The 23,628-nt window shown below is 70.1% G+C and carries 24 protein-coding genes; 15 read left to right on the top strand and 9 right to left on the bottom strand.

Going from position 1 to position 23,628, the window contains the following annotated elements:
- Positions 1-47: 47 nt before the first annotated feature.
- Together FXO23_RS00415 and FXO23_RS00410 are read right to left on the bottom strand one after the other, a co-directional pair.
- The gene (locus FXO23_RS00415) at positions 48-428 is read right to left on the bottom strand and encodes a helix-turn-helix domain-containing protein (protein ID WP_158879457.1); all 381 of its coding nucleotides are present in this window, start codon (positions 426-428) and stop codon (positions 48-50) included.
- A gap of 148 nt (positions 429-576) precedes the next feature.
- On the bottom strand, positions 577-765 hold the full coding sequence (locus FXO23_RS00410) for a hypothetical protein (RefSeq protein WP_158879456.1): 189 nt from the start codon (positions 763-765) through the stop codon (positions 577-579).
- Positions 766-881: 116 nt separating this feature from the next.
- Between FXO23_RS00410 and FXO23_RS00405 the strand changes: the two genes are divergently transcribed.
- Positions 882-2,144: a helix-turn-helix domain-containing protein gene (locus FXO23_RS00405; protein WP_158879455.1), complete on the top strand. Its 1,263-nt coding sequence runs from the start codon at positions 882-884 to the stop codon at positions 2,142-2,144.
- A complete protein-coding gene (locus tag FXO23_RS00400) occupies positions 2,141-2,674 on the top strand; it encodes a flavoprotein (protein WP_158879454.1) in 534 nt (177 codons plus the stop codon). The genes FXO23_RS00405 and FXO23_RS00400 overlap by 4 nt, the downstream gene beginning before the upstream one ends.
- A gap of 18 nt (positions 2,675-2,692) precedes the next feature.
- Here FXO23_RS00400 and FXO23_RS00395 read toward each other — a convergent pair whose 3' ends face one another.
- A complete protein-coding gene (locus tag FXO23_RS00395; protein WP_246256791.1) occupies positions 2,693-3,352 on the bottom strand; it encodes a TetR/AcrR family transcriptional regulator C-terminal domain-containing protein in 660 nt (219 codons plus the stop codon).
- 143 nt (positions 3,353-3,495) lie between these two features.
- Here FXO23_RS00395 and FXO23_RS00390 point away from each other — a divergent pair, with 143 nt between their 5' ends.
- Genes FXO23_RS00390 through FXO23_RS00380 form a run of 3 tightly spaced genes read left to right on the top strand, consistent with a single transcriptional unit; the run spans position 3,496 to position 6,183 of the window.
- Complete coding sequence (locus FXO23_RS00390; RefSeq protein ID WP_158879452.1) at positions 3,496-4,848, top strand: MFS transporter; 1,353 nt, start codon at positions 3,496-3,498, stop codon at positions 4,846-4,848.
- A 13-nt stretch (positions 4,849-4,861) separates the two neighbouring features.
- Positions 4,862-5,806, top strand: coding sequence for an isopenicillin N synthase family dioxygenase (locus FXO23_RS00385; RefSeq protein ID WP_158879451.1), 945 nt, complete (start codon positions 4,862-4,864; stop codon positions 5,804-5,806).
- Positions 5,803-6,183: an SgcJ/EcaC family oxidoreductase gene (locus tag FXO23_RS00380; protein WP_246256789.1), complete on the top strand. Its 381-nt coding sequence runs from the start codon at positions 5,803-5,805 to the stop codon at positions 6,181-6,183. Before FXO23_RS00385 ends, FXO23_RS00380 begins: the two co-directional genes overlap by 4 nt.
- A gap of 51 nt (positions 6,184-6,234) precedes the next feature.
- On the opposite strand, the gene FXO23_RS00375 is transcribed toward FXO23_RS00380, so the two are convergent.
- Positions 6,235-8,481 (bottom strand): (Fe-S)-binding protein, encoded by a 2,247-nt coding sequence (locus FXO23_RS00375; protein ID WP_158879449.1) that lies wholly within the window; start codon positions 8,479-8,481, stop codon positions 6,235-6,237.
- A gap of 146 nt (positions 8,482-8,627) precedes the next feature.
- Between FXO23_RS00375 and FXO23_RS00370 the strand changes: the two genes are divergently transcribed.
- Together FXO23_RS00370 and FXO23_RS00365 are read left to right on the top strand one after the other, a co-directional pair.
- On the top strand, positions 8,628-8,954 hold the full coding sequence (locus tag FXO23_RS00370; protein WP_179956632.1) for a DMT family transporter: 327 nt from the start codon (positions 8,628-8,630) through the stop codon (positions 8,952-8,954).
- A complete protein-coding gene (locus tag FXO23_RS00365; RefSeq protein WP_158879448.1) occupies positions 8,951-9,511 on the top strand; it encodes a TetR/AcrR family transcriptional regulator in 561 nt (186 codons plus the stop codon). Before FXO23_RS00370 ends, FXO23_RS00365 begins: the two co-directional genes overlap by 4 nt.
- On the opposite strand, the gene FXO23_RS00360 is transcribed toward FXO23_RS00365, so the two are convergent.
- Together FXO23_RS00360 and FXO23_RS00355 are read right to left on the bottom strand one after the other, a co-directional pair.
- A complete protein-coding gene (locus tag FXO23_RS00360) occupies positions 9,498-10,859 on the bottom strand; it encodes a purine-cytosine permease family protein (RefSeq protein WP_158879447.1) in 1,362 nt (453 codons plus the stop codon). The genes FXO23_RS00365 and FXO23_RS00360 overlap by 14 nt on opposite strands.
- A 9-nt stretch (positions 10,860-10,868) precedes the next feature.
- Positions 10,869-11,408 (bottom strand): YbhB/YbcL family Raf kinase inhibitor-like protein, encoded by a 540-nt coding sequence (locus tag FXO23_RS00355; protein ID WP_158879446.1) that lies wholly within the window; start codon positions 11,406-11,408, stop codon positions 10,869-10,871.
- Between the two features lie 169 nt (positions 11,409-11,577).
- Here FXO23_RS00355 and FXO23_RS00350 point away from each other — a divergent pair, with 169 nt between their 5' ends.
- The 7 genes from FXO23_RS00350 (at position 11,578) to FXO23_RS00320 (ending at position 18,861) form a co-directional block, all read left to right on the top strand.
- Positions 11,578-12,348, top strand: coding sequence for a DUF4097 family beta strand repeat-containing protein (locus tag FXO23_RS00350; protein WP_158879445.1), 771 nt, complete (start codon positions 11,578-11,580; stop codon positions 12,346-12,348).
- A gap of 28 nt (positions 12,349-12,376) precedes the next feature.
- Complete coding sequence (locus FXO23_RS00345) at positions 12,377-13,057, top strand: DUF4097 family beta strand repeat-containing protein (RefSeq protein ID WP_158879444.1); 681 nt, start codon at positions 12,377-12,379, stop codon at positions 13,055-13,057.
- Complete coding sequence (locus FXO23_RS00340) at positions 13,054-14,505, top strand: alpha/beta fold hydrolase (RefSeq protein WP_158879443.1); 1,452 nt, start codon at positions 13,054-13,056, stop codon at positions 14,503-14,505. Before FXO23_RS00345 ends, FXO23_RS00340 begins: the two co-directional genes overlap by 4 nt.
- A 137-nt stretch (positions 14,506-14,642) precedes the next feature.
- Positions 14,643-16,520, top strand: coding sequence for a molecular chaperone DnaK (gene dnaK, locus FXO23_RS00335; RefSeq protein WP_158879442.1), 1,878 nt, complete (start codon positions 14,643-14,645; stop codon positions 16,518-16,520).
- Complete coding sequence (gene grpE / locus FXO23_RS00330) at positions 16,517-17,218, top strand: nucleotide exchange factor GrpE (protein WP_158879441.1); 702 nt, start codon at positions 16,517-16,519, stop codon at positions 17,216-17,218. The genes dnaK and grpE overlap by 4 nt, the downstream gene beginning before the upstream one ends.
- A 21-nt stretch (positions 17,219-17,239) precedes the next feature.
- Positions 17,240-18,415, top strand: coding sequence for a molecular chaperone DnaJ (dnaJ, locus tag FXO23_RS00325; RefSeq protein ID WP_158879440.1), 1,176 nt, complete (start codon positions 17,240-17,242; stop codon positions 18,413-18,415).
- A gap of 2 nt (positions 18,416-18,417) precedes the next feature.
- Entirely contained in the window at positions 18,418-18,861 is a 444-nt protein-coding gene (locus tag FXO23_RS00320; RefSeq protein ID WP_158879439.1) for a heat shock protein transcriptional repressor HspR, read from the top strand.
- Here FXO23_RS00320 and FXO23_RS00315 read toward each other — a convergent pair.
- Positions 18,858-20,474, bottom strand: coding sequence for an FAD-dependent oxidoreductase (locus FXO23_RS00315; protein ID WP_158879438.1), 1,617 nt, complete (start codon positions 20,472-20,474; stop codon positions 18,858-18,860). The two genes, FXO23_RS00320 and FXO23_RS00315, sit on opposite strands and share 4 nt — an antisense overlap.
- Positions 20,475-20,613: 139 nt before the next feature.
- Between FXO23_RS00315 and FXO23_RS00310 the strand changes: the two genes are divergently transcribed.
- The gene (locus FXO23_RS00310) at positions 20,614-21,246 is read left to right on the top strand and encodes a TetR/AcrR family transcriptional regulator (RefSeq protein WP_158879437.1); all 633 of its coding nucleotides are present in this window, start codon (positions 20,614-20,616) and stop codon (positions 21,244-21,246) included.
- A 338-nt stretch (positions 21,247-21,584) separates the two neighbouring features.
- Here the strand turns inward: FXO23_RS00310 and FXO23_RS00305 are convergent, their stop codons facing one another.
- Positions 21,585-22,283, bottom strand: a complete 699-nt coding sequence (locus FXO23_RS00305; protein WP_158879436.1) for a dienelactone hydrolase family protein — start codon at positions 22,281-22,283, stop codon at positions 21,585-21,587.
- Positions 22,284-22,313: 30 nt separating this feature from the next.
- Positions 22,314-23,492, bottom strand: a complete 1,179-nt coding sequence (locus tag FXO23_RS00300) for a globin domain-containing protein (protein ID WP_179956631.1) — start codon at positions 23,490-23,492, stop codon at positions 22,314-22,316.
- Between the last annotated feature and the right edge of the window lie 136 nt (positions 23,493-23,628).

The following is a 23,628-nucleotide window of genomic DNA, read 5'->3' as shown; positions in this document are numbered from 1 at the left end:
TCCGCGTACGTTGACCCAGTTGGACTGGACCAATGTACGGAAATACATCAGATGTCTGTACCGCCTGTCGGGTGGTGTGCCGCTCCCGCAGGACCGAAACCGCGTCCCCAGTCGTAAACCTGGATCTCCCCGCCGGGCTGGAGGCGGACGTAGCCGACCGGAACGCGATGCGTGTGGTGGTAGGCCTTCGCGCAGGCGTCCTGGAGGAGTAGCACGGGCGAGACCCGGAGGGCGACGCAGAGGTGGACGAACGCTTCCAGGCCGAGGCCCTGCTTGCCGTTCTCGACTCGGCACAGCGTCGACGTGGAAATCTCGTGGCCCATGCGCCCGCACACCTGTCGCAGCGAGAGCTCGCTTTCCTGGCGGGCACGGGCCAACTCGGTGCCGACCGCTACGGCGAGATCGCGGTCGGCGGGAAGATAGGTCAACGTTCTTCGTTCCGTTCTCGTCGTACGCGGATGATCAACTCGGCGACCGAGGGGTGGTGGGGAGCCCGCCGGGGCCCGTGGCCGAGGAACGCGAGCACGCAGAACATCGGCCCGAGACCGACGATCAAGGCGTACGCGGCAAGCCAGTTCACGACTGCTCGGACCCGCGATAATCGGCGTCCTCGTGCAGCAGCTCACCGAGATCCACCAACAGCGTCGCGAACGTGTGCTGCCGCTCGGCGCTCAGCTTCCCGTCGAGCAGTGCGCGTACCACCCCCGGCACCTGCCCGTTGACCGCCTCGAGTGCACTCACCAACGCCCGCGTCTGAAGGTTCATGCTGGTGATCCTGGCTCTCGAGTCCGCCTGTGCGTCACCATGTGTAGATCGTTTTCACACAGTCCGTCACCTATGGCTAGGCTGGGAGCAGCAGCCGAGTGTGGAGGCGTCCGGTCATGGCGCGTGAACCCGAAGCAGTCGCCGAGCTGAGGCGAGCCCTCGGTGAGCGCCTGGCCGCCCTCCGCACGGCGGCCGATCTGACGCAGTCGCAACTGGCGAAGGCCGCGTTCTGCGACCGCACGAGAATCGCGCATATCGAGAAAGGCCGGGCTCGCGCTGACGAACACTTCTGGCGAACGGTTGATCAGGCGCTGAGCGCGGGCGGTGCGCTGCTGAACTCCTTCCATCAACTGGCAGCGGCGAAGCAGGAGGGCGAGCAGAGAGAGCGTGCTTCCCGGCTCGCCGTGGCCCGGGCCAAGTCAGGCGGCGACGAGATGGCCGCACTCGAACTCGCGCGGCGGGTGTCCGCAAGCGATGTCGGCGCGGAGACGTTGTCCCGGCTGGAAGGGATGTTCGACGAACTGGCCGTGGCCTATCCGGTCACCCCACCCACGCTGCTCCTGGCCCGGCTGCGTGAGCAACTCGTGTACGTCACTGAACTCCTCGACGCACGGAAGACACTCGCCGAGCATCGCCGCCTGCTGATTGTCGGCGCGTGGCTGTCGCTGCTCACCGCAACCGTCCACATTGATCTCAAGCAGACCGCCGCCGCGCGGGCGCGCCTGCGCACGGCATCGAGCCTCGCGCGGCACGCCGAGGAGAACGAGATCCGCGCGTGGTGCTACGAAACCGAAGCTTGGCGCGCCCTCTCGGAAGGGGCCTACGGTCAAGCGCTCGCGCTGTCCCAGGCCGCGCAGGACCTGGCACCCGCCGGAACTTCGGTCGCCATCCAGTCCGCGGCCCAGGAAGGTCGGGTTCGGGCCCGGCTCGGGGAATCGCGCGAGACCTACGCGGCGATCAACCGCGTGCACAAACTGGTCGGTCCGCTTGAACGGCCGGACTGCCCGGAACACCACTACCGCTACGATCCCGCGAAATCCTTGGCCTACACCGCCACCACACTCGCCTGGACTGGCGACCCGGCGGCCGAGGACTATGCCCGGGAAGTGCTTGCGCGGCTGAATCCGGGCGATGATGTCGCCAAGTGGCCGCGCCGGGTGGCCACGGCGAACCTTGATCTCGCCTTGACCCTGGTAGCCGGTGAGCGGCTCGACGAGGCTTGCGATGCCGCGCAGCGGGCGATCCTCTCTGGTCGCGTGGTGCCGTCGAACCACTGGCGCGCCGCCGAGGTCGTGGCCGCCGTCGAGGCACGGCGGGTTCCCGAGGCGCGCGATCTGCGCGAGGCATACGAAGACCTGACAAGAGCGGCAGCCACGTGACCGGGCAGGTGTTGTACCTGGTGGTCTGCGGGGCGGGTCCCGCGAAGCGGATCGACGTGATGGTGCGGCTCGCGCAGGAGGAAGGGTGGGTCGTGCATTGCATCGCGACCCCGGCTGCCGCCGAGCATTTCCTGGATCTGGCCGCGCTCGCCGAGTTGACCGGGAATCCGGTGCGCACCACCTACCGCAAAGCGGGTGACCGGTCCTTGCCGCCAGCCGACGCAGTGATCGTGGTTCCGGCGACCTACAACACGATCAACAAATGGGCGGCCGGGATCGCCGACACCTACGCGCTCAACCAGCTCGCCGAGTTGACCGGGCTCGGGGTGCGGATCGTGGTGTTGCCGTTCGTGAACCGGGCGCTGGCGGCCAACCGGGTCTTCGTCCGCAGCGTCGAGGCATTGCGGGCGGAAGGGGTCCGGGTGCTCTTCGGGCCCGGCGAGTTCGAACCGCATCCGCCGCGTACCGGAGATCGCGTGCTCGATACCTATCCGTGGAAGCTCGCATTGGCCGCCGCCACGGCGAAGTAGTTAGTCCTTTGAGACGAATCAGTCGAGCTGGGCCTCGAGGCCGTCGAGGAGGTAGCGCAGGCCGGTGGCGTAGCTGCCGTCCCAGTCGTCGTCGTAGAAGTAGCCGTTCGCGGCCAGGGTCGGGTAGCGGCCGTCGGCTCGGAGCAGTTCCTGGCCCGCGCGGCGTTCCTCGTCGGTGACGTGCAGGGCCGTCTGGGAGGCCGCCGCGCCGAAGACGTGGTTGTACAGCGCCCAGGTCGCCGCGGCGAGCCGGTCGCCGGTGAATCCGGCACTGGCCAAAGTGGACTGCAGGATTTCCATCCAGGCCAGGAAGTTCGGGCCGATGGTCGGTCGTCGCCGGGCCGGGACGGCGGCCGCCCAGGGGTGGGCCAGCAGCGCGGCCCGCCACGCGGTCAGCACCTCGGTGACGTTCGCGCGCCAGCCGGACGCTTTCGGAGTCCCGGGCGGCGCCTCGCCGAAGATCGCGTCGACGGCGAGGTCGATCACGTCGTCCTTGGTGTCGACATGCCAGTAAAGCGATGGGGCGACGATCCCGAGCCGGTCGGCGAGCCGCCGCATGGTGAGCCGGTCGATCCCCTCCTCGTCGAGCAGGGCGACGGCCGCCTCCACGATGCGCGCGAGCGTCAGCGGCGGCTCCTCCTTGGCGGTGCGCCGGGGCCGCAGCCAGACACTCCGCACCCCGCCCTCTTTGCGCTGGTCAACCACTGTTTCCGCCTCGTCTCGCTGAGCTGGTCGTCCGGACCGGTCGGGCCAGTGTAGTACGGTGTTCACAGTGGCTAACATTGTTAGGGAACCCCGTACATAGTTAGGTAGGTGGTCGAATGGGGGACGGCACGAAAGTCGCCGGGCGGCGCTGGTGGACGTTGCCGGTGGTGAGCGCGGCCCAGCTCCTGGTGGTCCTGGACGGCACGATCGTGAACATCGCGCTGCCCTCGGCGCAGCACGATCTCGGCATGTCGGTCACCGGCAGGCAGTGGGTGATCACCGCGTATGCGCTGGCCTTCGGCGGCCTGCTGCTGATCGGCGGCCGGATCAGCAGCACCTTCGGCCACCGGCGCACGTTCGCCGTCGGCCTGGCGGGGTTCGCCGCCGCGTCCGCGCTGGGCGGGGCCGCGGCCGACCCCGGCATGCTGTTCGGGGCGCGGGCCCTGCAGGGCGTGTTCGCCGCCGCGCTCGCGCCCGCCGGGTTGTCGTTGCTGACGACCACGTTCACCGAACCCCGGGAACGCGGCCGGGCGTTCGGGGTCTTCGCCGCGGTCGGCGCCGCGGGTTCGGCCGTCGGCCTGGTCGCGGGCGGGCTGCTGACCGAGTACACGAGCTGGCGGTGGTGCCTCTACATCAACGTCCCGGTCGCGGTGCTCGCCGTGCTCGGCACCTCGTTCGTGCCCCGGGACCACCCCGTTCGCGGCGGTGGGCGCCTCGACCTCAAGGGCGCCCTGCTGTCCGCCGCGGGGTTCGCCGCGGTGGTGTACGCGTTCAGCCGGGCCGAATCGCTCGGCTGGGGTTCGCCGATCGTGGTGGCCCTGCTGACCGCCGGTGTCCTGCTGCTGGCCGCATTCGTCGCGGTCGAGGTCCGGGCGCCGCGGCCGTTGCTGCCGATGCGGGTGCTCGGGCACCGCGCCCGCGCCGGTGCGTTCCTCGCGATCACCTTGATGTTCGTCGCGATGTTCGGCTTCTACCTGTTCGTGAGCTACTACACGCAGACCGTCCTCGGCTATTCGCCGGTCCAGGCGGGCCTGACGCTGATCATCAACGCCCTGTCCGTCCTTTGTGGATCGATGCTGATCGCCGGGCGGCTGCACGGCCGCGTCGCGCCCGCGGTGCTGATCGTGTCCGGGCTGATCGCGGCGGCCGCCGGGATGTTCGTTCTGACCTGGCTGACCCCGCAGAGCACCGGGGTGCTGCCGGGTTACCTGGCGCCCGCACTGGTCCTCACCGGGCTCGGTCTCGGCTGCGTCATGTCCCCGACCGCCAGCCTGGCCACCGCGGACCTGCGCGGGGACGACATCGGCGCCGCGTCGGCGGCCTACAACGCCGCCCAGCAACTCGGAGCGGCGCTGGGCACCGCGTTGCTCAACACCGCCGAGCTCACCGTCGCCGTCGTGATCCTGCTCGCCGCCGCCTGCCTCACCGCACCGCTGATCAAGACCCGCGCGGTCGCGACCGCGCCGTAGAAAGGAAACAACCATGGGTACCGACGATTTCGTGCCGGTCATCGACCTGTCCGCCAGGAACACCGAGCGCGGCCGGGCAGCCCTGGCCGAGGAAATCGGCAGGTCTTGCGAGAGTTCGGGATTCTTCACCATCGTGGGTCACGGAGTGCCGCGGTCACTCGTCGACCGCATGTACACCACGACGAACGCCTTCTTCACCTTGCCCGACGCGGAGAAGGAGCTGATCGCGAACCGACCCGGGGTGTCCGGGTTTCGCCGTTCCGGCGGAACCACCGCCCGCGGTTCCGGCCAGGAGACGCCCCCCGATCTCTGCGAGGCGTTCGGCGTGCACGTGACGGGGGAGCTGAGCGACGCCGAACGCGCGAAGCTCGGCGACTACTGGGCCCCGTGGCAGCTGGCCAACCTCTGGCCGGGCGAGCCCGCCGATTTCCGGGCGACCTGGTGGGAGTACCTGGACGCCATGACGCGGCTGTCCGCGGATCTCCTGCGCTTGTTCGCGCTCGCACTGGAACTGGACGAAGACTTCTTCGCGGACAAGTTCGACCGCCACGTGTCGTCACTGGTCGCCAACTACTACTACCCCCAGCTCGAGCCGCCGCTGCCCGGTCAGCTCCGGCGGGGCGCGCACACCGACTGGGGCAGCCTGACCGTCCTCTACCAGCAGGACGATCTCGGCGGTCTGCAGGTGCTCCGGAAAACGGGCGAGTGGTGCGACGTCCCCGCCATCCCGGGCAGTTTCGTGGTCAACATCGGCGACCTGATGGCTTTCTGGACCGGCGGCCGGTGGGTGTCGACCCTGCACCGGGTGGTCAATCCGGAACGCGGCAACACCTCGTCCCGGATCTCGATCCCGTTCTTCTACCAGCCCAACCACGACGCTTCGATCGAACCCCTGCGAACCGGCCGCGTGACGGCCGGGGAATGGATCGCGAACAAGATGCGGAGGACCTTCGAATGAAAGAGATCATCACCGCGCTGGAGAACGCGTGGAACACCGGTGACGAGGTCGCGTGGGCGGAGATCTTCACCGAGGACGCGGATCTGGTGGACGTCCTGGGGCGGGTGCAGCGCGGCCGGGACGTGATCGTCGAAAAGGTCGGGGAGATCCTCCGGACCATCTACCGGGGCAGCCGGATCGAGTTCCGGCACCTGGATGACCGGGCACTCGCCGACGGCTTCGTCCTGTCGCACACGGAATCGGTTCTGCGTGTGCCGGAAGGAAACCTGGCCGGGGACATCCACAGCACGCAGACGATCGTCCACCGGAACGGGAAGATCGTGGCGTTCCACAACACCATCCAGGGCGACTTCGCCGAGTTCAGCGGCCAGCGCTGAAAGCGAAAGGCCCCGCCACCGGACACCGGCGGCGGGGCCTCTCGCGTCGGGCTACTTGTCCTGGTCCGGCAACGGGGTGCCGGAGGCGACCTTGTCGGTCGGGACGTCCTCGGCCTCGGCGGGCCGCTCGCCGCGCTTCACCGCGGACAGCAGCAGTTGCGCCACATCGATCACCTCGACGTTCTCGCTCGCCTTGCCGTCGTTCTGGCGGGCGGTCACGCCGTCGGTGAGCATGACCCGGCAGAACGGGCAACCGGTGGCGATCTTCGACGGCGCGGTGCCCAGCGCCTCGTCGACCCGGTCGATGTTGATCCGCTTGCCGATCTTCTCTTCCATCCACATCCGCGCGCCGCCGGCGCCGCAGCACATCGACCGGTCGCCGTGCCGCGGCATCTCCCGCAGCGAGGCGCCCGCCGCGCCGACCAGTTCCCGCGGCGCGTCGTAGACCTTGTTGTGCCGCCCCAGGTAGCACGGGTCGTGGTAGGTCACGTCGTCCGCGACCGGCGCCACCGGCACCAGGCGCTTCTCCCGCACCAGGCGGTTGAGCAGCTGGGTGTGGTGCACGACCTCGTACTGCCCGCCGATCTCCGGGTACTCGTTGGCCAGCGAGTTGAAGCAGTGCGCGCAGGTCACCACGATCTTGCGCTGCAACGGATCCCGGTCCTCGAACACCGAGTTCAGCACCTCGACGTTCTGCTGCGCGAGCATCTGGAACAGGAACTCGTTCCCGGCGCGGCGGGCCGGGTCGCCGGTGCAGGTCTCCTCCGGGCCGAGCACCTTGTACCGCACGTCCGCGATGTGCAGCAGCTCGGCCACCGCGCGGGTGGTCTTCTTCGCGCGGTCCTCGAACGCGCCCGCGCAGCCGACCCAGAACAGGTACTCGGCGTCGCCCAGCTCGCCGTCGAACACCGGGACCTCGAAGTCCAGGTCCTCGGTCCACTGCAGGCGGTCCTTGGCGTTCTGGCCCCAGGGGTTGCCCTTGTTCTCCAGGTTCTTGAACATCCCGTTCAGCTCGCTCGGGAAGTTCGATTCGATCATCACCTGGTAGCGGCGCATGTCGACGATGTGGTCCACGTGCTCGATGTCCACCGGGCACTGCTCGACGCAGGCGCCGCAGGTGGTGCACGACCACAGCACCTCGGGGTCGATGACGCCCAGCTCGTCCGCGCCGCCGATCAGCGGGCGCTCGGCTTCGGCCAGTGCGAGCACGTCGATTCCGGCATGGGGATCGTCGCCGGTCAGGCCGATCTCCTCGCCGGCCATGTCCTTCTTGCCGCCCGCGAGCAGGTAGGGCGCCTTCGCGTAGGCGTGGTCGCGCAGCTGCGTGATGACCAGCTTCGGCGACAGCGGCTTACCGGTGTTCCAGGCCGGGCACTGCGACTGGCAGCGGCCGCATTCGGTGCAGGTGGTGAAGTCCAGCCAGCCCTTCCAGCTGAAGTCCTCGATCTTGCCCGCGCCGAAGACGTCGGACTCCGGATCGGCTTCCTCGAAGTCGAGCGGCTTGCCCTCGCTCATCATCGGCTTGAGCTTGCCCAGCGCCACGCCGCCGTCGGCCTCGCGCTTGAAGTAGATGTTGAAGAAGGCGGAGAACCGGTGCCAGGCGACCCCCATGGTCATGTTCCGGGAGACGACGTACACCCAGACCATCGCGCTCATCAGCTTGATGAACGCCATGATCGACACGAACGTCGTGCTCGCCGGGAGCAGGTGCCCGACCGGGTTGGACACGAACGCGGCCCAGGTCGGCGTCTCGTGCACGCCCAGCGCGGCCTTGCCCGCGCGGACACCGAGGATGCCCAGGCCCTCGATGACCACCACGGCCTCGACGAAGTAGGCCGCCCTGAAGTTCGATCCGGCGAACCGCGACTGGCGGTCGGCGCGGCGCGGGTGGTTGAGCTGGCGGATGATCGCCAGCGCGACGCCGCCCACCACCGTGCCCACGCCGAGGATCTCCATCAGCAGGTGCCACAGCGACCAGTCGTCCAGGATCGGCCAGCCCCAGGTCGGGACGAACACCTCGCCGTAGGCCTCGAACAGGGCCAGCGAACCGAGCAGGAAGCCCCACATGACCAGCCAGTGCCACGGGCCGACGTGGCGGAACTTGTTCATCCGCGTGTGCGCGGCGAACTCCTTGATCATGGTGGTCAGCCGGGGCACGAACGGGCCGTTGCGCGTGCCGTCGGGCTGCCCGAGGCGGATCACGCGGACGAACCGCGCGATCGTGGCCACGAACATGGCCCACGGGACGACGCTGACCGCGACGGCGATCAGCCCGAGCGTGAGTTGTACAGCGCCCATCGGTGGGTGCCCTTCGTCCGAATGTGGTGGGTCCGGGGAGCGTAACGCTCCTTACTGATGAGTAACCCATTGGCGAGGCCCAAGTCCCACCGATGTGGTGTACGCCTCGCGTGCTTTCGGGACGATCGTTCAGATAGTTTGGAGAGGTGATCGGATACCTTTGGCTGATCGGTGCCATCCTCGCCGAAGTCACCGCTACGGTTTCGCTGAAACTCTCCGAGGGCTTCACGAAGGTGGTCCCCTCGACCCTGGTGGTGCTCGGCTACGCCTTCGCGTTCTTCGCGCTGTCCCGGGTGCTCAAGGCCGGGCTGCCGATCGGCGTGGTCTACGCGGTCTGGGCGGCGGCCGGGGTCGCGCTGGTCGCCCTGATCGGCGCGCTGTTCCTGGCCGAACCGCTGGGCCCGCTCGCGATCGCCGGGCTCGTGCTGGTGATCGCCGGGGTGGTGTTGCTGGAGATCGGAACCTCGCAGTGAAGGCGCAACCGGACGGACGCAAGGCGCGCGGCGAGAAGCGGCGCGCCGAGATCATCGACGCGACCTTGCGGGTGATCGAGCGCGACGGCGTCGCCGGGGTCACCCACCGCACGGTCGCCGCCGAGGCGGGCGTGCCGACCACGTCCACCACGTACCACTTCGCCAGCCTGGACGACCTGCTGGTGGCCACCCTGATCTCGTGCGCGCGGGACATGGCGACCGAGGTCTACTGGATGATCGACCGGGCCCGCTCGCGCGGCAGCCGGGGCGCCGAGGAGGTCGCCGCGCTGCTCGCGGAGGCGCTCGGTCCCCGGCGCGGGCGGACCATGGCCGAGTACGAGCTGTACCTGCTCGCCGCCCGCCGGCCCGCGCTGCGCCCGGCCGCCCGGCGCTGGCTGGACGTGCTCACCTCGATGGTCCGGCACGACGACGAGGTCGCGTTCCGGGTCTTCCTCGCGGGCATCGACGGGCTGCTCATCCAGGGGCTCATCGACGACGAACCGCCGACCGCCGAAGAACTCCGCCCGGTGGTGGACTACCTGCTCAAGCCGCATTGAGCCGCATGGCTCGCCAGTAGAGCAGACCCGGGACCGCCAGGCCCAGCAGCCAGGCGACGTCGGCGCCGCCGAGCAGCGGCACGGCGACGCCGGTGAACAGGCCCTCGACATTGGCGAACGGGATCTGCACGACGATCCCGGCGACATAGGCGAGCAGCGCGGGCGCCGACCAGCGGCCGTACCGGCCGTCCGGGTCGTAGATCGCCTCGAGGTCGTAGTTCTCCTTGCGCACCAAGTAGAAGTCGACCAGGTTGATGGCGCTCCACGGGGTCAGGAAGTACAGCAGGAAGTGCAGGAACAGCACGAAGTTGGCGAGGAACTCCCCTCGCCCGAGCACGGCGACCACCCCGCCGAGCACGCCGAACAGCCCGATGTAGACGATCCGCGCGGTCGCCGACAGCGCGACGCGGCGGCTGAACGCGGTCAGCGTGGTCGCCACGGTCATGTAGCCGCCGTAGATGTTGAGCACGTTCACGGTGAACTTGCCCAGCGCGATCGCGCACAGCAGCGGCACCACCAGCGCCTCGCCGCCGAGCCCCACCACGTACGCGACCTCGTGCCCCTTGAACGCCTTCCCGGCCAGGGCGTAGGCGAGCGCGCCGAACGACATCGCCCACACGGCGCCGAGCACGGTCCCGCCGTAGGTCCACCAGAACGTCGACCGCACCGAGGTCGCCGTCGGCAGGTAGCGCGAGGTGTCCGCGACATACGGCCCGAAGGTCAGCTGCCAGGACGCGGTGAGCGACAGCGCCAGCAGGAAGGCGGGGAAGTCCAGCGCCGGATCGCGCAGCAGCGCGCCGAGATCGTGGCCGGACACCAGCCGGATCGACAGGTACACGAACACGATCACCGACAGCGCCGACGCGAGCCGCCCGAACCGGTGGATCAGCCGGTACCCGACGATCGCGATCAGCGCGGTCGCCAGCGCGTACACCGGGATGCTCACGTCCACCGGCAGCCCGGTGATCTGGGCGACCGCCTGCCCGCCGAGCACGTTCCCGCTGGCGAAGTAGCCCAGGTACATCAGCACCACGAGCACCAGCGGCAGCACCGCGCCGTACACCCCGAACTGGGCCCGCGATTGGATCATCTGCGGGATCCCGAGCTTCGGGCCCTGGGCGGCGTGCAATGCCATCGGCACGCCGCCCAGCGCGTTGCCCGCGACGATCGCTACCAGCGCCCACAGCGGGTGCAGGCCGACCAGCACGGTCAGCGCGCCGGTGACCGCCGAGGTGATCTGCATGTTGGCGGCGAACCAGAGCGCGAACAGGCTCCGGGGATGCCCGTGCCGTTCGGCCTCGGGAACCGGGTCGATGGACCGCCGCTCGATCGCCGCCGTTGCCCCCAAGGCGCCGGATCAGCCCTTGTTCTCGTAGACCGGGGTGAGGATCGCGCGGCCCAGGGAGTGGCCGAAGAGGTTGAAGCCGAGGAACGCGGGCGTGGCGTTCTCATCCACCTCGAGCCGCTCCACGTCCACCGCGTGCACCGCGAAGAAGTACCGGTGCGGGCCGTGGCCGGGCGGCGGCGCGGCGCCGAGGAACTGCTTGACCCCGCCGTCGTTCTTCAACGTGATCGCGCCCTCGGGCAGCCCGGAACCGCTGGCGTCCCCCGCGCCGGAGGTCAGTTCGGTGACCGACACCGGGATGTTGAACACCGCCCAGTGCCAGAATCCGCTCGCGGTGGGCGCGTCCGGGTCGAAGCAGGTCACCGCGAAGCTCTTGGTCTCCGCCGGGAAACCCGCCCAGGCCAGATGCGGCGACCGGTCCTCCCCACCCGCGCCGAAGATGCCGCTCAGATGCGGCGTGGCGAGGGTTTCGCCGTCGGCCACGTCGTTGCTGCGCACGGTGAACGAGGGCACCGCGGGCAGGAAGTCGTACGGGTTGGGTGGCTGGGGCATGCTTCCTCCGTAACTGTCAGGGGACGGCTCGCGCCGCCAGGCTAGCGCCGGTGGGGACCGAGTGGGGGTAGGGGAAGCCTCAGGGGCGATTCGGGGGTTCACCCGGATGCCACGTACGCCCGGCGCCCCTTAGCTTTCTTCTGGCGAGAAACTTGAACGGGGAGGACGCATGGCACGCCCGGCTCTGGCGATCGGCGGTATCGCGTTGATCGGCGTCGGCGTCGTGATGGCGCTCGGCTGGTGGTGGCCCTCGTCGGCGACCGCGGAGGGGCAGGTGGACCAGCAGATCCGGGCGGTCCGGCTGGAGAGCGACTCGGGGAACGTGGCGATCCGGGTCGCCGACGTGCGTTCCGCGACGGTGAAGCAGACCTTCGACTACCGCTGGACCAAACCGGGCGACTCCTACCGCATCGAGGGCGATCAGCTCGTCCTCGCCGACTGCGGCTGGAACTGCTCGGTCGACTACGACGTCGTGGTGCCGCGCGGGGTCCGGGTGCTGGGGAAGGCCGATTCCGGTGACATCTCGATCGAGGGCGCGGATTCGGTCGACGTGCGGGCCGACTCCGGGGCGATCAAGGTGCGCGAGATCGCCGGCGAGGTCAAGGCGAAGGCGGATTCGGGCGATATCGAACTGAGCGGGGTCGGGCAGGACGTCACGGTCCAGGCCAGTTCGGGGACCGTCCGCGGCGACCGGCTGCGCGGGAAGGTCGACGCGGAGGTGGATTCCGGTGACATCGTGCTGAGCCTCCTGGTCGCGCAGAACGTGCGCGCACAGGCCGACAGCGGCTCGATCGAGCTGAACGTTCCGAACGATCGCTACCTGGTCAAGGGCGACACCGACAGCGGCAGCCGGACCATCGGCGTGCCCGAGGAACCGTCCGCGGCCCATGTGCTCGACCTGAGCACCGACAGCGGCGACGTCACCGTCAAGGCCGCTTGAGAACTTCCGAGGAGACTGACGAAAAACCATGGGTAAAGCGGAAAAGCGGGTGCTGGGCGCGATTTTGCTGGGCGCGGTCACCGTCTTCGCGCTCGGCGCGTGCGGCGACGGGCGGATCGGCCCGGCGAGCACCGCCGACGACGGTCAGCCGGTGCCCGAGCAGATCACCGCCGTGCGGTTCGACGTGCCCGCCGGGGACGTGCGGATCCGGGTCGAGCCGGGCGCGCCGGTGTCGTTCCGGCGGCACCTGGAGTACCACGGGAACAAGCCCGGCGCCTCGCACCGCGTCGAGGGCGGCACGCTGGTCCTGGCGAGCTGCGGGAACAACTGCGCGGTGGACTACGACCTGGTGGTGCCCGCGCGGCTGCCGATCTCCGGCACCGCGGCGGCCGGGGCGGTCGAGGTGACCGGCGCCCGGACCGCCGACGTGCGGGCCGCCGCGGGGAAGGTGACCCTGCGGGACGTGGCGGGCGAGGCGAAGGTCGACTCCGCCGCGGGTGACGTGGACCTGACGTTGAGCACCCCGGCCGCGGTGAAGGTGAAGGCCGCGGCCGGTTCGATCGTGGTCTCCGTACCGGGCGGGCCGTACCGCGTCGACTCGCAGGCGATGGCGGGCAGGACCTCGGTCGGCGTGCCGACGGATCCCGGCGCGGCGAACGTGCTCGACCTGCGCAGCAGCGCGGGCGACATCACGGTGAAGGCCGCATGATCCGCGAGCTCGCCCTCGCCGCCCTGCTCGCCCCGGTGACCCCGGCCGCCGCGGACGGCGGTCTGCACTGGACGCCCTGCGCGACTCCGCAGACCGCGCCGCGCCTGGAATGCGCGAGCCTGGAGGTGCCGGTCGACTGGGCGCGTCCCGACGGCGCGAAACTCACCCTGAAGCTCAACCGGCTGCCCGCGCGCAAACCCGCCGAGCGGATCGGGCCGATCTTCGTGAACCCCGGCGGGCCGGGCGGGGCGACCACCGATGTGGTGGCCTACAACGGGATGATCGCCGGATACCCGGAAACCCAGGCGCTGGCCGACCGGTTCGACATCATCGGTTTCGATCCGCGCGGGGTCGGCGGCAGCGCGCCGGTCCGCTGCGGCACCGCGAAACTGCACGATCCCGGTGTCTCCGCGTTTCCCCGCGACCGGGCGGGTTTCGACGCGCTGGTCGCGTTCAACCGGGCGGCCGGGCGCGCCTGCCTCGAGGGCACCGGCCCGCTGCTCGGGCACGTCGACACGATCAGCGTGGCGCGGGACATGGACGCGATCCGCGCCGCGCTGGGCGAGGCCGAGGTCTCCTTCTACGGCACCTCGTACGGCACCGAGATCGGCGAGATCTACGCGGACCTGTTCGGCGCGCACCTGCGGTCGATGGTGCTGGACGCGCCGGTCGACCACGCGCTGCCGAGCACGCGCGCGGCGGTCGACGAGGCCGCCGCCACCGAGGACGCGTTCACCCGTTTCGCCGCGTGGTGCCGCGGGAACCCGGAGTGCGCGGTGTCCGGTTCGGACGTTCCCCGGCTCGTCGACGGGCTGTTCGCCGCACCCGTCCCGGCCCGCGAACTGGGCCGGGACGCGACCGCCGAGGAGTTGTCGAACGGGATCTACGGTTACCTGAACCTGTGGGCGACCTGGCCGATGCTCGGCACCGCGCTGGCCGCGGCGACCGCGCCCCAGCCGGACGCGTCCGCCCTGCTGAAGGCCGCCCGGTTCACGGGTCCGGACTACCCGGCCTACCGGGCGGTCGGCTGCCAGGACTTCGCGGCCCCGCTCGGGCCGCGGGACGTGGCGCGGCAGGAGCACGCGATGCGCGCGGCCGCGCCGAGGATGTGGCGGTACGCCGAGTTCTGGGACTTCGCGAGCGGCTGCGCGGGCTGGCCGGTGCCGCCCGCGAACCCGCCCGCGCCGCGCCTGGTCACCGGGGTCCCGCCGGTGCTCGTCATCGGCGGGACGCACGATCCGGCGACCCCGCTGCCGTGGGCGCGCGGGCTGTCCCGGCGCATCGCGGGCAGCGCGCTGCTGATCGACGAGCGGGACGGGCACAGCGCCCTGCTCAACTCGCCGTGCGGCCGGGCCCGGGCGGCGGACTACCTGGTGAGCGGTGTCACCCCGGCCCCCGGCGCGATCTGCGCGCCCAGCCGGGAACAAGGACGCGAACCCGCTCGTTAGACTGGCAGAAAGGTTGAGTGCGGCAGGCTCAAGTCTGGTTTGACTAGGTCGGCGCGCTCCGGATACAACTTGAGTAGTACCCGCTCAAGGCGGGCGCATACCTGCAGCTCAAACACGGTACACAGGAGGAACGCACAATGGCGCGAGCGGTCGGCATCGACCTCGGCACGACGAACTCGGTCGTGGCCGTCCTGGAGGGCGGCGAGCCGACGGTCATCGCCAACTCGGAAGGTTCCCGCACCACCCCGTCCATCGTGGCCTTCGCCAAGAACGGCGAGGTCCTCACCGGCCAGCCGGCGAAGAACCAGGCCGTCACGAACGTCGACCGGACCATCCGTTCGGTGAAGCGGCACATCGGCACCGACTGGAAGACCGAGATCGACGGCAAGTCGTACACGGCCCAGGAGATCAGCGCGCGCGTGCTGATGAAGCTCAAGCGCGACGCGGAGTCCTACCTCGGCGAGGAGATCACCGACGCGGTGATCACCGTTCCGGCGTACTTCGAGGACGCCCAGCGGCAGGCCACCAAGGAGGCCGGGCAGATCGCCGGCCTGAACGTGCTGCGCATCGTCAACGAGCCCACCGCCGCGGCCCTGGCCTACGGCCTGGACAAGGGCGAGAAGGAGCAGACCATCCTGGTCTTCGACCTCGGTGGCGGCACCTTCGACGTCTCGCTGCTGGAGATCGGTGAGGGCGTGGTCGAGGTCCGCGCCACCAGCGGTGACAACCACCTCGGTGGCGACGACTGGGACGAGCGGATCGTCAGCTGGCTGGTGGACAAGTTCAAGGCGTCCAACGGCATCGACCTGACCAAGGACAAGATGGCGCTGCAGCGCATCCGTGAGGCGGCGGAGAAGGCGAAGATCGAGCTGTCCAGCTCGAACAGCGCCAACATCAACCTGCCCTACATCACGGTCGACGCGGACAAGAACCCGCTGTTCCTGGACGAGAACCTGTCCCGCGCCGAGTTCCAGCGGATCACCTCCGACCTGCTGGACCGCACCAAGGCCCCGTTCAACAACGTCATCCGCGACGCGGGCATCTCGGTCGGCGACATCGACCACGTGGTGCTCGTCGGTGGTTCCACCCGGATGCCGGCGGTGGCCGACCTGGTCAAGGAGCTGACCGGCGGTCGCGAGCCGAACAAGGGCGTGAACCCGGACGAGGTCGTCGCGGTCGGCGCGGCGCTGCAGGCCGGTGTGCTCAAGGGCGAGGTCAAGGACGTCCTGCTGCTGGACGTCACCCCCCTGTCGCTGGGCATCGAGACCAAGGGCGGCGTGTTCACCAAGCTCATCGAGCGCAACACCACGATCCCGACCAAGCGTTCGGAGATCTTCTCCACCGCGGACGACAACCAGCCGTCGGTGCAGATCCAGGTGTTCCAGGGTGAGCGCGAGATCGCCGCGCACAACAAGAAGCTCGGCATGTTCGAGCTGACCGGGCTGCCCCCGGCGCCGCGCGGCGTGCCGCAGATCGAGGTCACCTTCGACATCGACGCGAACGGCATCGTGCACGTCACCGCGAAGGACCTGGGCACCAACAAGGAACAGTCGATGACCATCACCGGTGGCTCCGCGCTGCCGAAGGAGGACATCGACCGGATGGTCAAGGACGCCGAGGCGCACGCGGAAGAGGACAAGAAGCGCCGCGAGGAGGCGGAGACCCGCAACCAGGCCGAGACGCTGGTCTACCAGACCGAGAAGTTCGTCAAGGACAACGACGACAAGCTGCCCGACGAGCTCAAGGGCAAGGTCAAGACCGCGATCGACGAGGCCAACGAGGCGCTCAAGGGCACCGACACCGCCAAGATCCGCGAGTCGATCGAGAAGCTGAACGCCGCCTCGCAGGAACTGGGCACCGCGCTCTACGCGAACGCGCAGGGCGCCGAGGGCGCCTCGGCCCCGAATGACGCGGGCGCCGCCGGTGCGGCCGGGAGCACCGGTGCCGCCGGTGGTTCGGCCAAGGCCGATGACGTGGTGGACGCCGAGATCGTCGACGAGGACCCGAAGAAGTGACCGAACACTACGACGACAACGAACGCCGGGAGCCGCAGGAGCCCGTAGTGGTACGAGATCGTCGCAAGATCGACCCGGAGACCGGGGAGCTGCGCGAGCAGCAGCCGGAGGCGCCCGAGGGCGCCCCCGGCCCCGGCCTTGGCGAGTCCACTGTGGACGAGGCCGTTTCGGCGCAGTCCGACGTGGAGAAGCAGCTGGCCGAGCGCACCGCCGATCTGCAGCGGCTCCAGGCGGAGTACGCCAACTACCGCAAGCGGGTGGAACGCGACCGCGAGGCCGTGGTCGCCACGGCCAAGGCCTCGGTGGTGGGCGATCTGCTGCCGCTGCTCGACGACCTGGAGCGGGCCGAGCAGCACGGCGACCTCACCGGCGCCTTCAAGGCGGTGGCGGACAAGCTGGTCGCCGGGCTGCAGCGGGCCGGGCTCGAGCCGTTCGGCGCCGAGGGCGAAGCCTTCGACCCGAGCGTGCACGAGGCCGTCCAGCACTCCACTTCGTCCGAAGTGGACGGACCGACGGTGACCACCGTGCTGCGGCGCGGGTACCGGTTCGGCGATCGGGTCCTGCGGGCGGCGCTGGTCGGGGTCACCGACCACGAACCGGCCGCGGCGGAACCGGCCGGGGAGCCGGTGGACCCGCCGGTCGGCGGCGAGCTGCCGATCGACGGCGAGCTGGCCGATGAGAACACCCAACAACACTGACGCGAAAGGAGGAGACGCCCGATGAGCGCTCGGGAGTGGATCGGCAAGGACTTCTACCGTGAACTGGGCGTCTCCTCCGACGCCACCGCGGACGAGATCAAGAAGGCGTACCGCAAGCTGGCCCGGGAGAACCACCCGGACGCCAACCCCGGCAACGACGAGGCCGAGAAGAAGTTCAAGGCGGTCTCCGAGGCCTACGGCGTGCTGTCGGACGCGGGCAAGCGCAAGGAGTACGACGAGGCCCGGCGGCTGTTCGGCTCCGGCGGCGCCGGGGGCTTCGGCTTCCCCGGTGGCGGCGGCGCGGGCGGTTTCGACCTGGGCGACCTGTTCGGCCAGCAGGCCGGAGCCGGTCAGCAGGGCGGTTTCGGTGGACTGGGCGACATCCTCGGCGGCCTGTTCGGCCGGCGGGGCGGTGGCGCCGCGGCGAACCGCGCCCAGCGCGGCTCGGACGTGGAAACCGACGTCCGGATCGACTTCACCGAGGCGGTGAAGGGCGCCACGCTGCCGCTGCGCCTGTCCAGCCCGGCCACCTGCGGGACGTGCGGTGGCAACGGCGCGAAGCCCGGCACCACCCCGCGCACCTGCCCGACCTGCAGCGGCGCCGGGCTGGTGAGCCGGAGCCAGGGGGCGTTCGCGTTCTCCGAACCGTGCCGGGACTGCCGCGGCCGCGGCCAGATCATCGACGACCCGTGCCCGGAATGCGGCGGCGAGGGCATCAGCACCCGCACCCGCACGCTGACCGTGCGGATCCCGGCCGGGGTCGACGACAACCAGCGCATCCGCCTGGCCGGTCAGGGCGAACCGGGCCGCGGCGGCGCGCCCGCGGGCGATCTGTACGTCCGCGTGCACGTCTCGCCGCATCCGGTCTTCGGCCGGTCCGGCAACGATCTGACCATCACCGTTCCGGTTTCCTTCCCGGAACTCGCCATCGGCGGCACCATCACCGTGCCGACGCTCGAATCGAAGGTCTCCCTCAAGGTGCCCGCGGGCACCGCGAGCGGGCGGGTGCTGCGGGTGCGGGGCAAGGGCATCACCAAACGGGACGGGACCCAGGGCGATCTGCTGGTGACCCTCCAGGTCGCCGTGCCGTCCCGGTTGGACGACGAGGAGAAGTCGGCCCTGGAAACCTTCGCCAAGGCGGCCGCCGACCACGATCCGCGGCCGGAGATCACTCAGATGCTCAAGGATCGGAGCTGATCATGGTATTCGGTGGCGGATTGCCCGGCGGCCTGCCGGGCGGCGCGGACGAGGACACCCCGGTCTTCGTGATCTCCGTGGCCGCCCAGCTGTCCGGCCTGCACGCGCAAACCCTGCGTTCCTACGACCGGCTCGGCCTGGTCTCCCCGGGCCGCACCTCGGGCGGCGGGCGGCGCTACTCGATGCGCGACATCGCCCTGCTGCGCGAGGTGCAACGACTGTCCCAGGAGGACGGTGTGAACCTCGCCGGGGTCAAACGGATCATCGAGCTGGAGAACCAGGTCGACGCCCTGCGGTCCCGGGTCGCCGAACTGACCGAGGAACTGGCCGCCGCCTACGCCGCCGCCGAACAGGCCGCGGCCGCCGTGCACGCCTCGTACCGCAAGGATCTGGTCCCGGTGCAGCACCAGACCGCCCTGGTCGTCTGGAAACCCAAGCGCCGCTAGCCGAGGATGCGGGTCAGCGCGCGCCGTAGTTCGTGTTCCGGCCGCGGGGGCAGGGTGCGGGCGCGCCAGGCGACGAATCCGTCCGGCCGGACCAGGGTCGCGCCGGTTCCGGTGATGCCGTAGGTGCCGGCGAACCGGTTTTCCGGGTCGTGGAGTTCGGCGCCGATGTGGTGGACGTTCAGGTCGATGCCGGCCGCTGCCGCCGCCGTTTTGGCCGCCGCGACCCAGTCCGCGCCGTCCGGGCCGATCAGCAGGGCGAAGGCGCCGGTGCACAAGTCCGTTGTGGACAGTCGTACGCCCGCCCGCTCCAGCCAGACGTGCGGTGCGCGCACGCCCGGGCGGCCGCTCGGCTCGCGCGGGTCTTCGAGCGGCGCGTCCGGGGCGGGCGCCTCGGACAGGATCGCCGCGGAGTCGTACCGGTAGCCGAAGATCATGCTCAGGTCGTCGACCTTCGTGGCCTCCTCGCCGGTTCCGGCCTGGCGGTCGTGGAGGAGCCGCATCGCGGTTTCCAGCGTTTTCCGCGCGACCGGTCGGCGCTCTTCCTGGTAGGTGTCCAGGAGCGCCGGTCCCGCTTGGCCGTGGACCACGGCGGCCAGTTTCCACGCCAGGTTGTGCGCGTCGGCGATGCCGGTGCTGGCGCCGTAGGAACCCGAGGGCGGGAAGACGTGGGCCGCGTCACCGGCGAAGAACACCCGGCCGCTCCGGTACCGGTGCGCGACCCATCCGCCGATCGTGCTGTGCGAGACCTTCTGCGGCCATCCGGGGACCGGAGGCACGAGGGTGAGCTCCAGGTCCGGATCCCCGACCGCGATGCGGGCCAGTTCGGCGCAGCGTTCCTCGGAGAAGTCCTCGGGGCGCTCGCCCAGCTCCGGGTGGTAGGGCGCCCCGAACATCCACCGGCCGAACTTCCGCAGCGGCACCAGGACCGTGCCTCGCGTCGGCCGATCGAGGTAGGCGAGCAGGAACCGGCGTCCGCGCAGCGCGGCGGTGAGGTCGGCGTCGAAGACGAAGTACACGCCCGGGTGCGGAGCGACGGGCTGGTCCGCGCCGATGCCGAGCCGGTCGCGGATGCCCGCGCGGTGGCCGTCCGCGGCGACCAGGTAGTCGGCGAGGATGCGGTGTTCGGCGCCGCTGCCGCCCTCGCGCACCACGGCCCGCACCCCGTCGGCGCCGGAGTCGAAGGAGACCAGCTCGGTGTCGAACCGCACGTCGACCCCGCCGCGTTCGGCCTCGGCGCGCAGGATGTTCTCCAGTTCGTCCTGGTCGATCATCGCCCAGTCGGCGGGGCTCATGGTCGACGGTGGCCGGAGGTGGGAGAGCACGTCGACGCGGAAGCGTTCCGCACCGGCCAACGTGTCCGCGCCGATCATCTCCGGCAGCTCGGCCAGGATCGATGTGCGGGCCCGGATTTCCCCTTCCAGGCCGAGGGCGCGGTAGATCTCCATCGTGCGCGGGTTGAACGCCCGCGCCTGGGGCATGATCGCCGTGGACGGGTGCCGTTCCACCAGGATCGGGCGAACCCCAAGGCGCGCAAGGAAAAGCGCCGTGGACAGGCCGGTGGTGCCGCCTCCCACGACGAGGACGGCGGTGCTGCGGTCGTTCGGTTCGGTCATCGTTGCCTCTGTCGCTGTTCCACTGCCGGGCGGTCACCTCGGCACCCTCATAATCAACTGCACTCATTACTGTGTCAACTGTTTGTTTGATTAAGTGCACCAGGCAGATGGGACTGTCAGATGTGTGTATGATCGTGCGGTGTCCCCGTCGAAACCCCGCCGATCCCCCAGGCCGCAGGAGCGGCAACGCGATCCGGAGCGCACCCGCAAACTCATCCTGGACGCGGCGGCCGCCGAATTCGCCGCGCACGGGTTCGCGGGCGCCCGGGTCAGCGCGATCGCCGCCCGGGCGGGCGTCAACCAGCAGCTGATCTCGTACTACTTCGACAGCAAGGAAGGCCTCTACCGGGCCATCTCGGAAGGCTGGCGGGAACGCCAGAGCGAACTGGTGACGCCGGGCACGCCGCTGCCCGAGCAGATCCGCCGGTACGCGTTGGAGGCGCTGCACAATCCGGAAGGCGTCCGGATGCTGGCGTGGGGCGGCCTGGAGTACTCCGGGCCGGAAACCGATCCCGACCACGCGCCCCGCGCGGACCGGATGCAGGACAGCATCGACGAGATCCGCGCCCTGCAGGTGGCCGGCCGGCTGCCGGACGAGGTGGACCCGGCCTGCCTGACCATCATGCTGATGGCCGCCGCGATGGCGACCACCACGCTCCCGCACGTCATCGAAGGCGTCTGCCGGGTCGATCCCGGCTCCCCCGAGTTCCTCCGCCACTACGCCGACCAGGTCGCCCTGCTCACCCGCCTCCTCGGCCTCGACCCCACCTGACGAACGCCAGGATCTTGAGTCGCACAGCGGGTTTTCTCGGTGTGTGGCGTGGTGCCGTGCTCGTGGGGTGCCCGGATGTCGGGCTCGCCTACCGAGATGGGGAACTCGGTGTGCCGAAACGGGGAACTCGCACGTCCGAAACGAGGGACTCGCGGCAGGTGGGGTCCGTCTGCCGCGAGTTCCCCGTTCCGGGAGTAGGCGAGCATCAATGCGGCCTTCGGTGCACGCGGGAAGGCAAGGTTCCCCACGCCGCATCGAGCACGCGAACTACACGTCCAGGCACGCGAAGTACACACTCGGAACCACCCGTCCCGCCGCTCGCCGACCGGGCAGCGGGCTCAGCGGAGGTGGTCTTGGAAGAAGCCGAGCACTCGGCGCCAGGAGTCTTCGCTGGATTCGTGGTGGTAGTGGAAACCGACGACCTTGAGCAGCACGTTGAACGGGCCCAGCGGGAACTTGTTGGCGAAGCTGTGCCCGGCGTCCGGGTACTCCTTCACGTCGTGCGGGATGTCGCGGGCGGTCAGCTCCGATTCCAGTTTGGCGGCGGCGCCCTTGAGGATCGGGTCGCGGCGGCCGAAGCTGGCGACGATCGGGCAGGCTCCATCCAAAATGGACAGATCCTTGGGGAGTTCGCCGTAGTAGGGGGCCGAGGCGTCGAAATCGCGGGTGGCGGCGACCAGGGCGAAGCCGCCGCCCATGCAGAAGCCCACCACGCCGACCTTGCCGGTGCAGTCGTCCCGGTCGGCGAGCAGGGTGCGGGTGGCGTCGATGTCCTCGAACGACCGGCCGCGGGCGGCGGTCAGGTCGCGGAAGACGGTCTTGACGCAGCGGGTGAAGCCCCCGCGGGAGTACAGGTTCGGCGCGACGGCCAGGTACCCCGACTCGGCGAACCGGTCGGTGATGCGGCGGGTGTCCGCGCTCATCCCGGCCAGGTCGTGGATCACGACGACGCCCGGCCACGGGCCGTCCCCCTGGCGCTGGGGCTGGGCGAGGTACCCCTTGACCGGACCGGCGGGTGCGGGGATCTGAAGCTCCATGTCAGCGGAGACTACTCGCGGGTAGCGTGATTAGTCGATGGTGAACGGGTCGTACTTGATCTGGTCCAGCGCGGTCCCCGCGACCAGCATCCGGGAGACGGTGGCCCGGATCATCGCCGGGGAACCGGAGACCAGCACGTCGTGGCCGGGCCAGGCGCCGTGCCGGGTGACCGCCTCGGCCAGCGTGCCGTGCTCGCATCCGGCCAGCCCGGGCCCGCGTTCCACCACCGGGGTCACGGTCAGCCACGGATTCGTCGAGGCGAGCGCGCGCAGGCTCTCCAGGTTGTACAGCTCCTCGCGGGTGTGCCCGCCGTAGAACAGGCGCACCTTGGGGTTCTCCCCCCACTGCGACAGCTCGTCCAGCAGCGACTGCAGCGGCGCGACCCCGGTGCCCCCGGCGATCATCAGCACCTCGCGGCCGGACTCCCGGTCCACGCTCATCCGCCCCAGCGGCGGCCCGAACCGCCACACGTCCCCGTCCTGGGTATGGCTCACGATCGCCCGGGACACCCAGCCGCCCTCGACCGCGCGGACGTGGAACTCCATCGAGCCGTCCTCGCGCGGGGCGTTCGCCGGGGACAGGTACCGCCACAGCCGCGGCCGCTGCGGGACCTCCACGCTGAGGTACTGCCCGGCGCGGAAGGGGATCGCCTGCTCGGGCTCCAGGCGGACCAGCGCGAGGTCCCAGCTCAGGCGCCGGTGCTCGGCGACGGTCGCGGTCCACGACGGCGGGTTGGTGTCGGCGGCGGCCGCCTCCTGCATGGACCGCGCGATGATCGTGTACGCCTCGGCCCAAGCCCGCTCGACGTCGGGCGTCCAGTCGTCGCCGAGGAACTTCTTCAGCGCCGCCAGCAGCGCGGTGCCGACGGCCTCGTAGTGCCGCGGGATCACGCCGAACTTGCGGTGGTCGCGGCCGAGCTGGCGCAGAAAGGGCACCAGGTCGTCCGGCCGGTCCACCATCTGCACCACGTGCACCAGCGCGCGCACCAGGCGCCCGCGCTGGACTTCCATGTTGATCGGGAAGAAGTCGCGGGTGGCCGGGGCGAGGGTGAACAGCATCCCGTAGAAGAACTGCGAGATCTCCGGTGTGTACGGCTCCGCCTTCTTCCAGGCATCCCGGATCAGCCGCACCATCGCGGTGACGGCGGGGGGTGCTTCCCGGTGTACCGAAGACGACCGGGGGACGGGGCTGACCGCGTCGGCTGTCATCGTTCCTCGGCGCTCACAGGTCTTCGCTCACCTCTTGATCCACACCCCGATTATTCACGAAAGGTCCCCGATCGGGCGTCACCCGATCGTGGCAGGCCAGGAGTCCGCAAGGGGCTGCGAATTCTGGTGAATATTC

Origin of the sequence: Amycolatopsis anabasis, assembly GCF_009765355.1 — a bacterium.
In the GTDB taxonomy this organism is placed as follows: Bacteria; Actinomycetota; Actinomycetes; order Mycobacteriales; family Pseudonocardiaceae; genus Amycolatopsis; species Amycolatopsis anabasis.
This window is presented reverse-complemented; position numbering and strand designations above follow the sequence as displayed.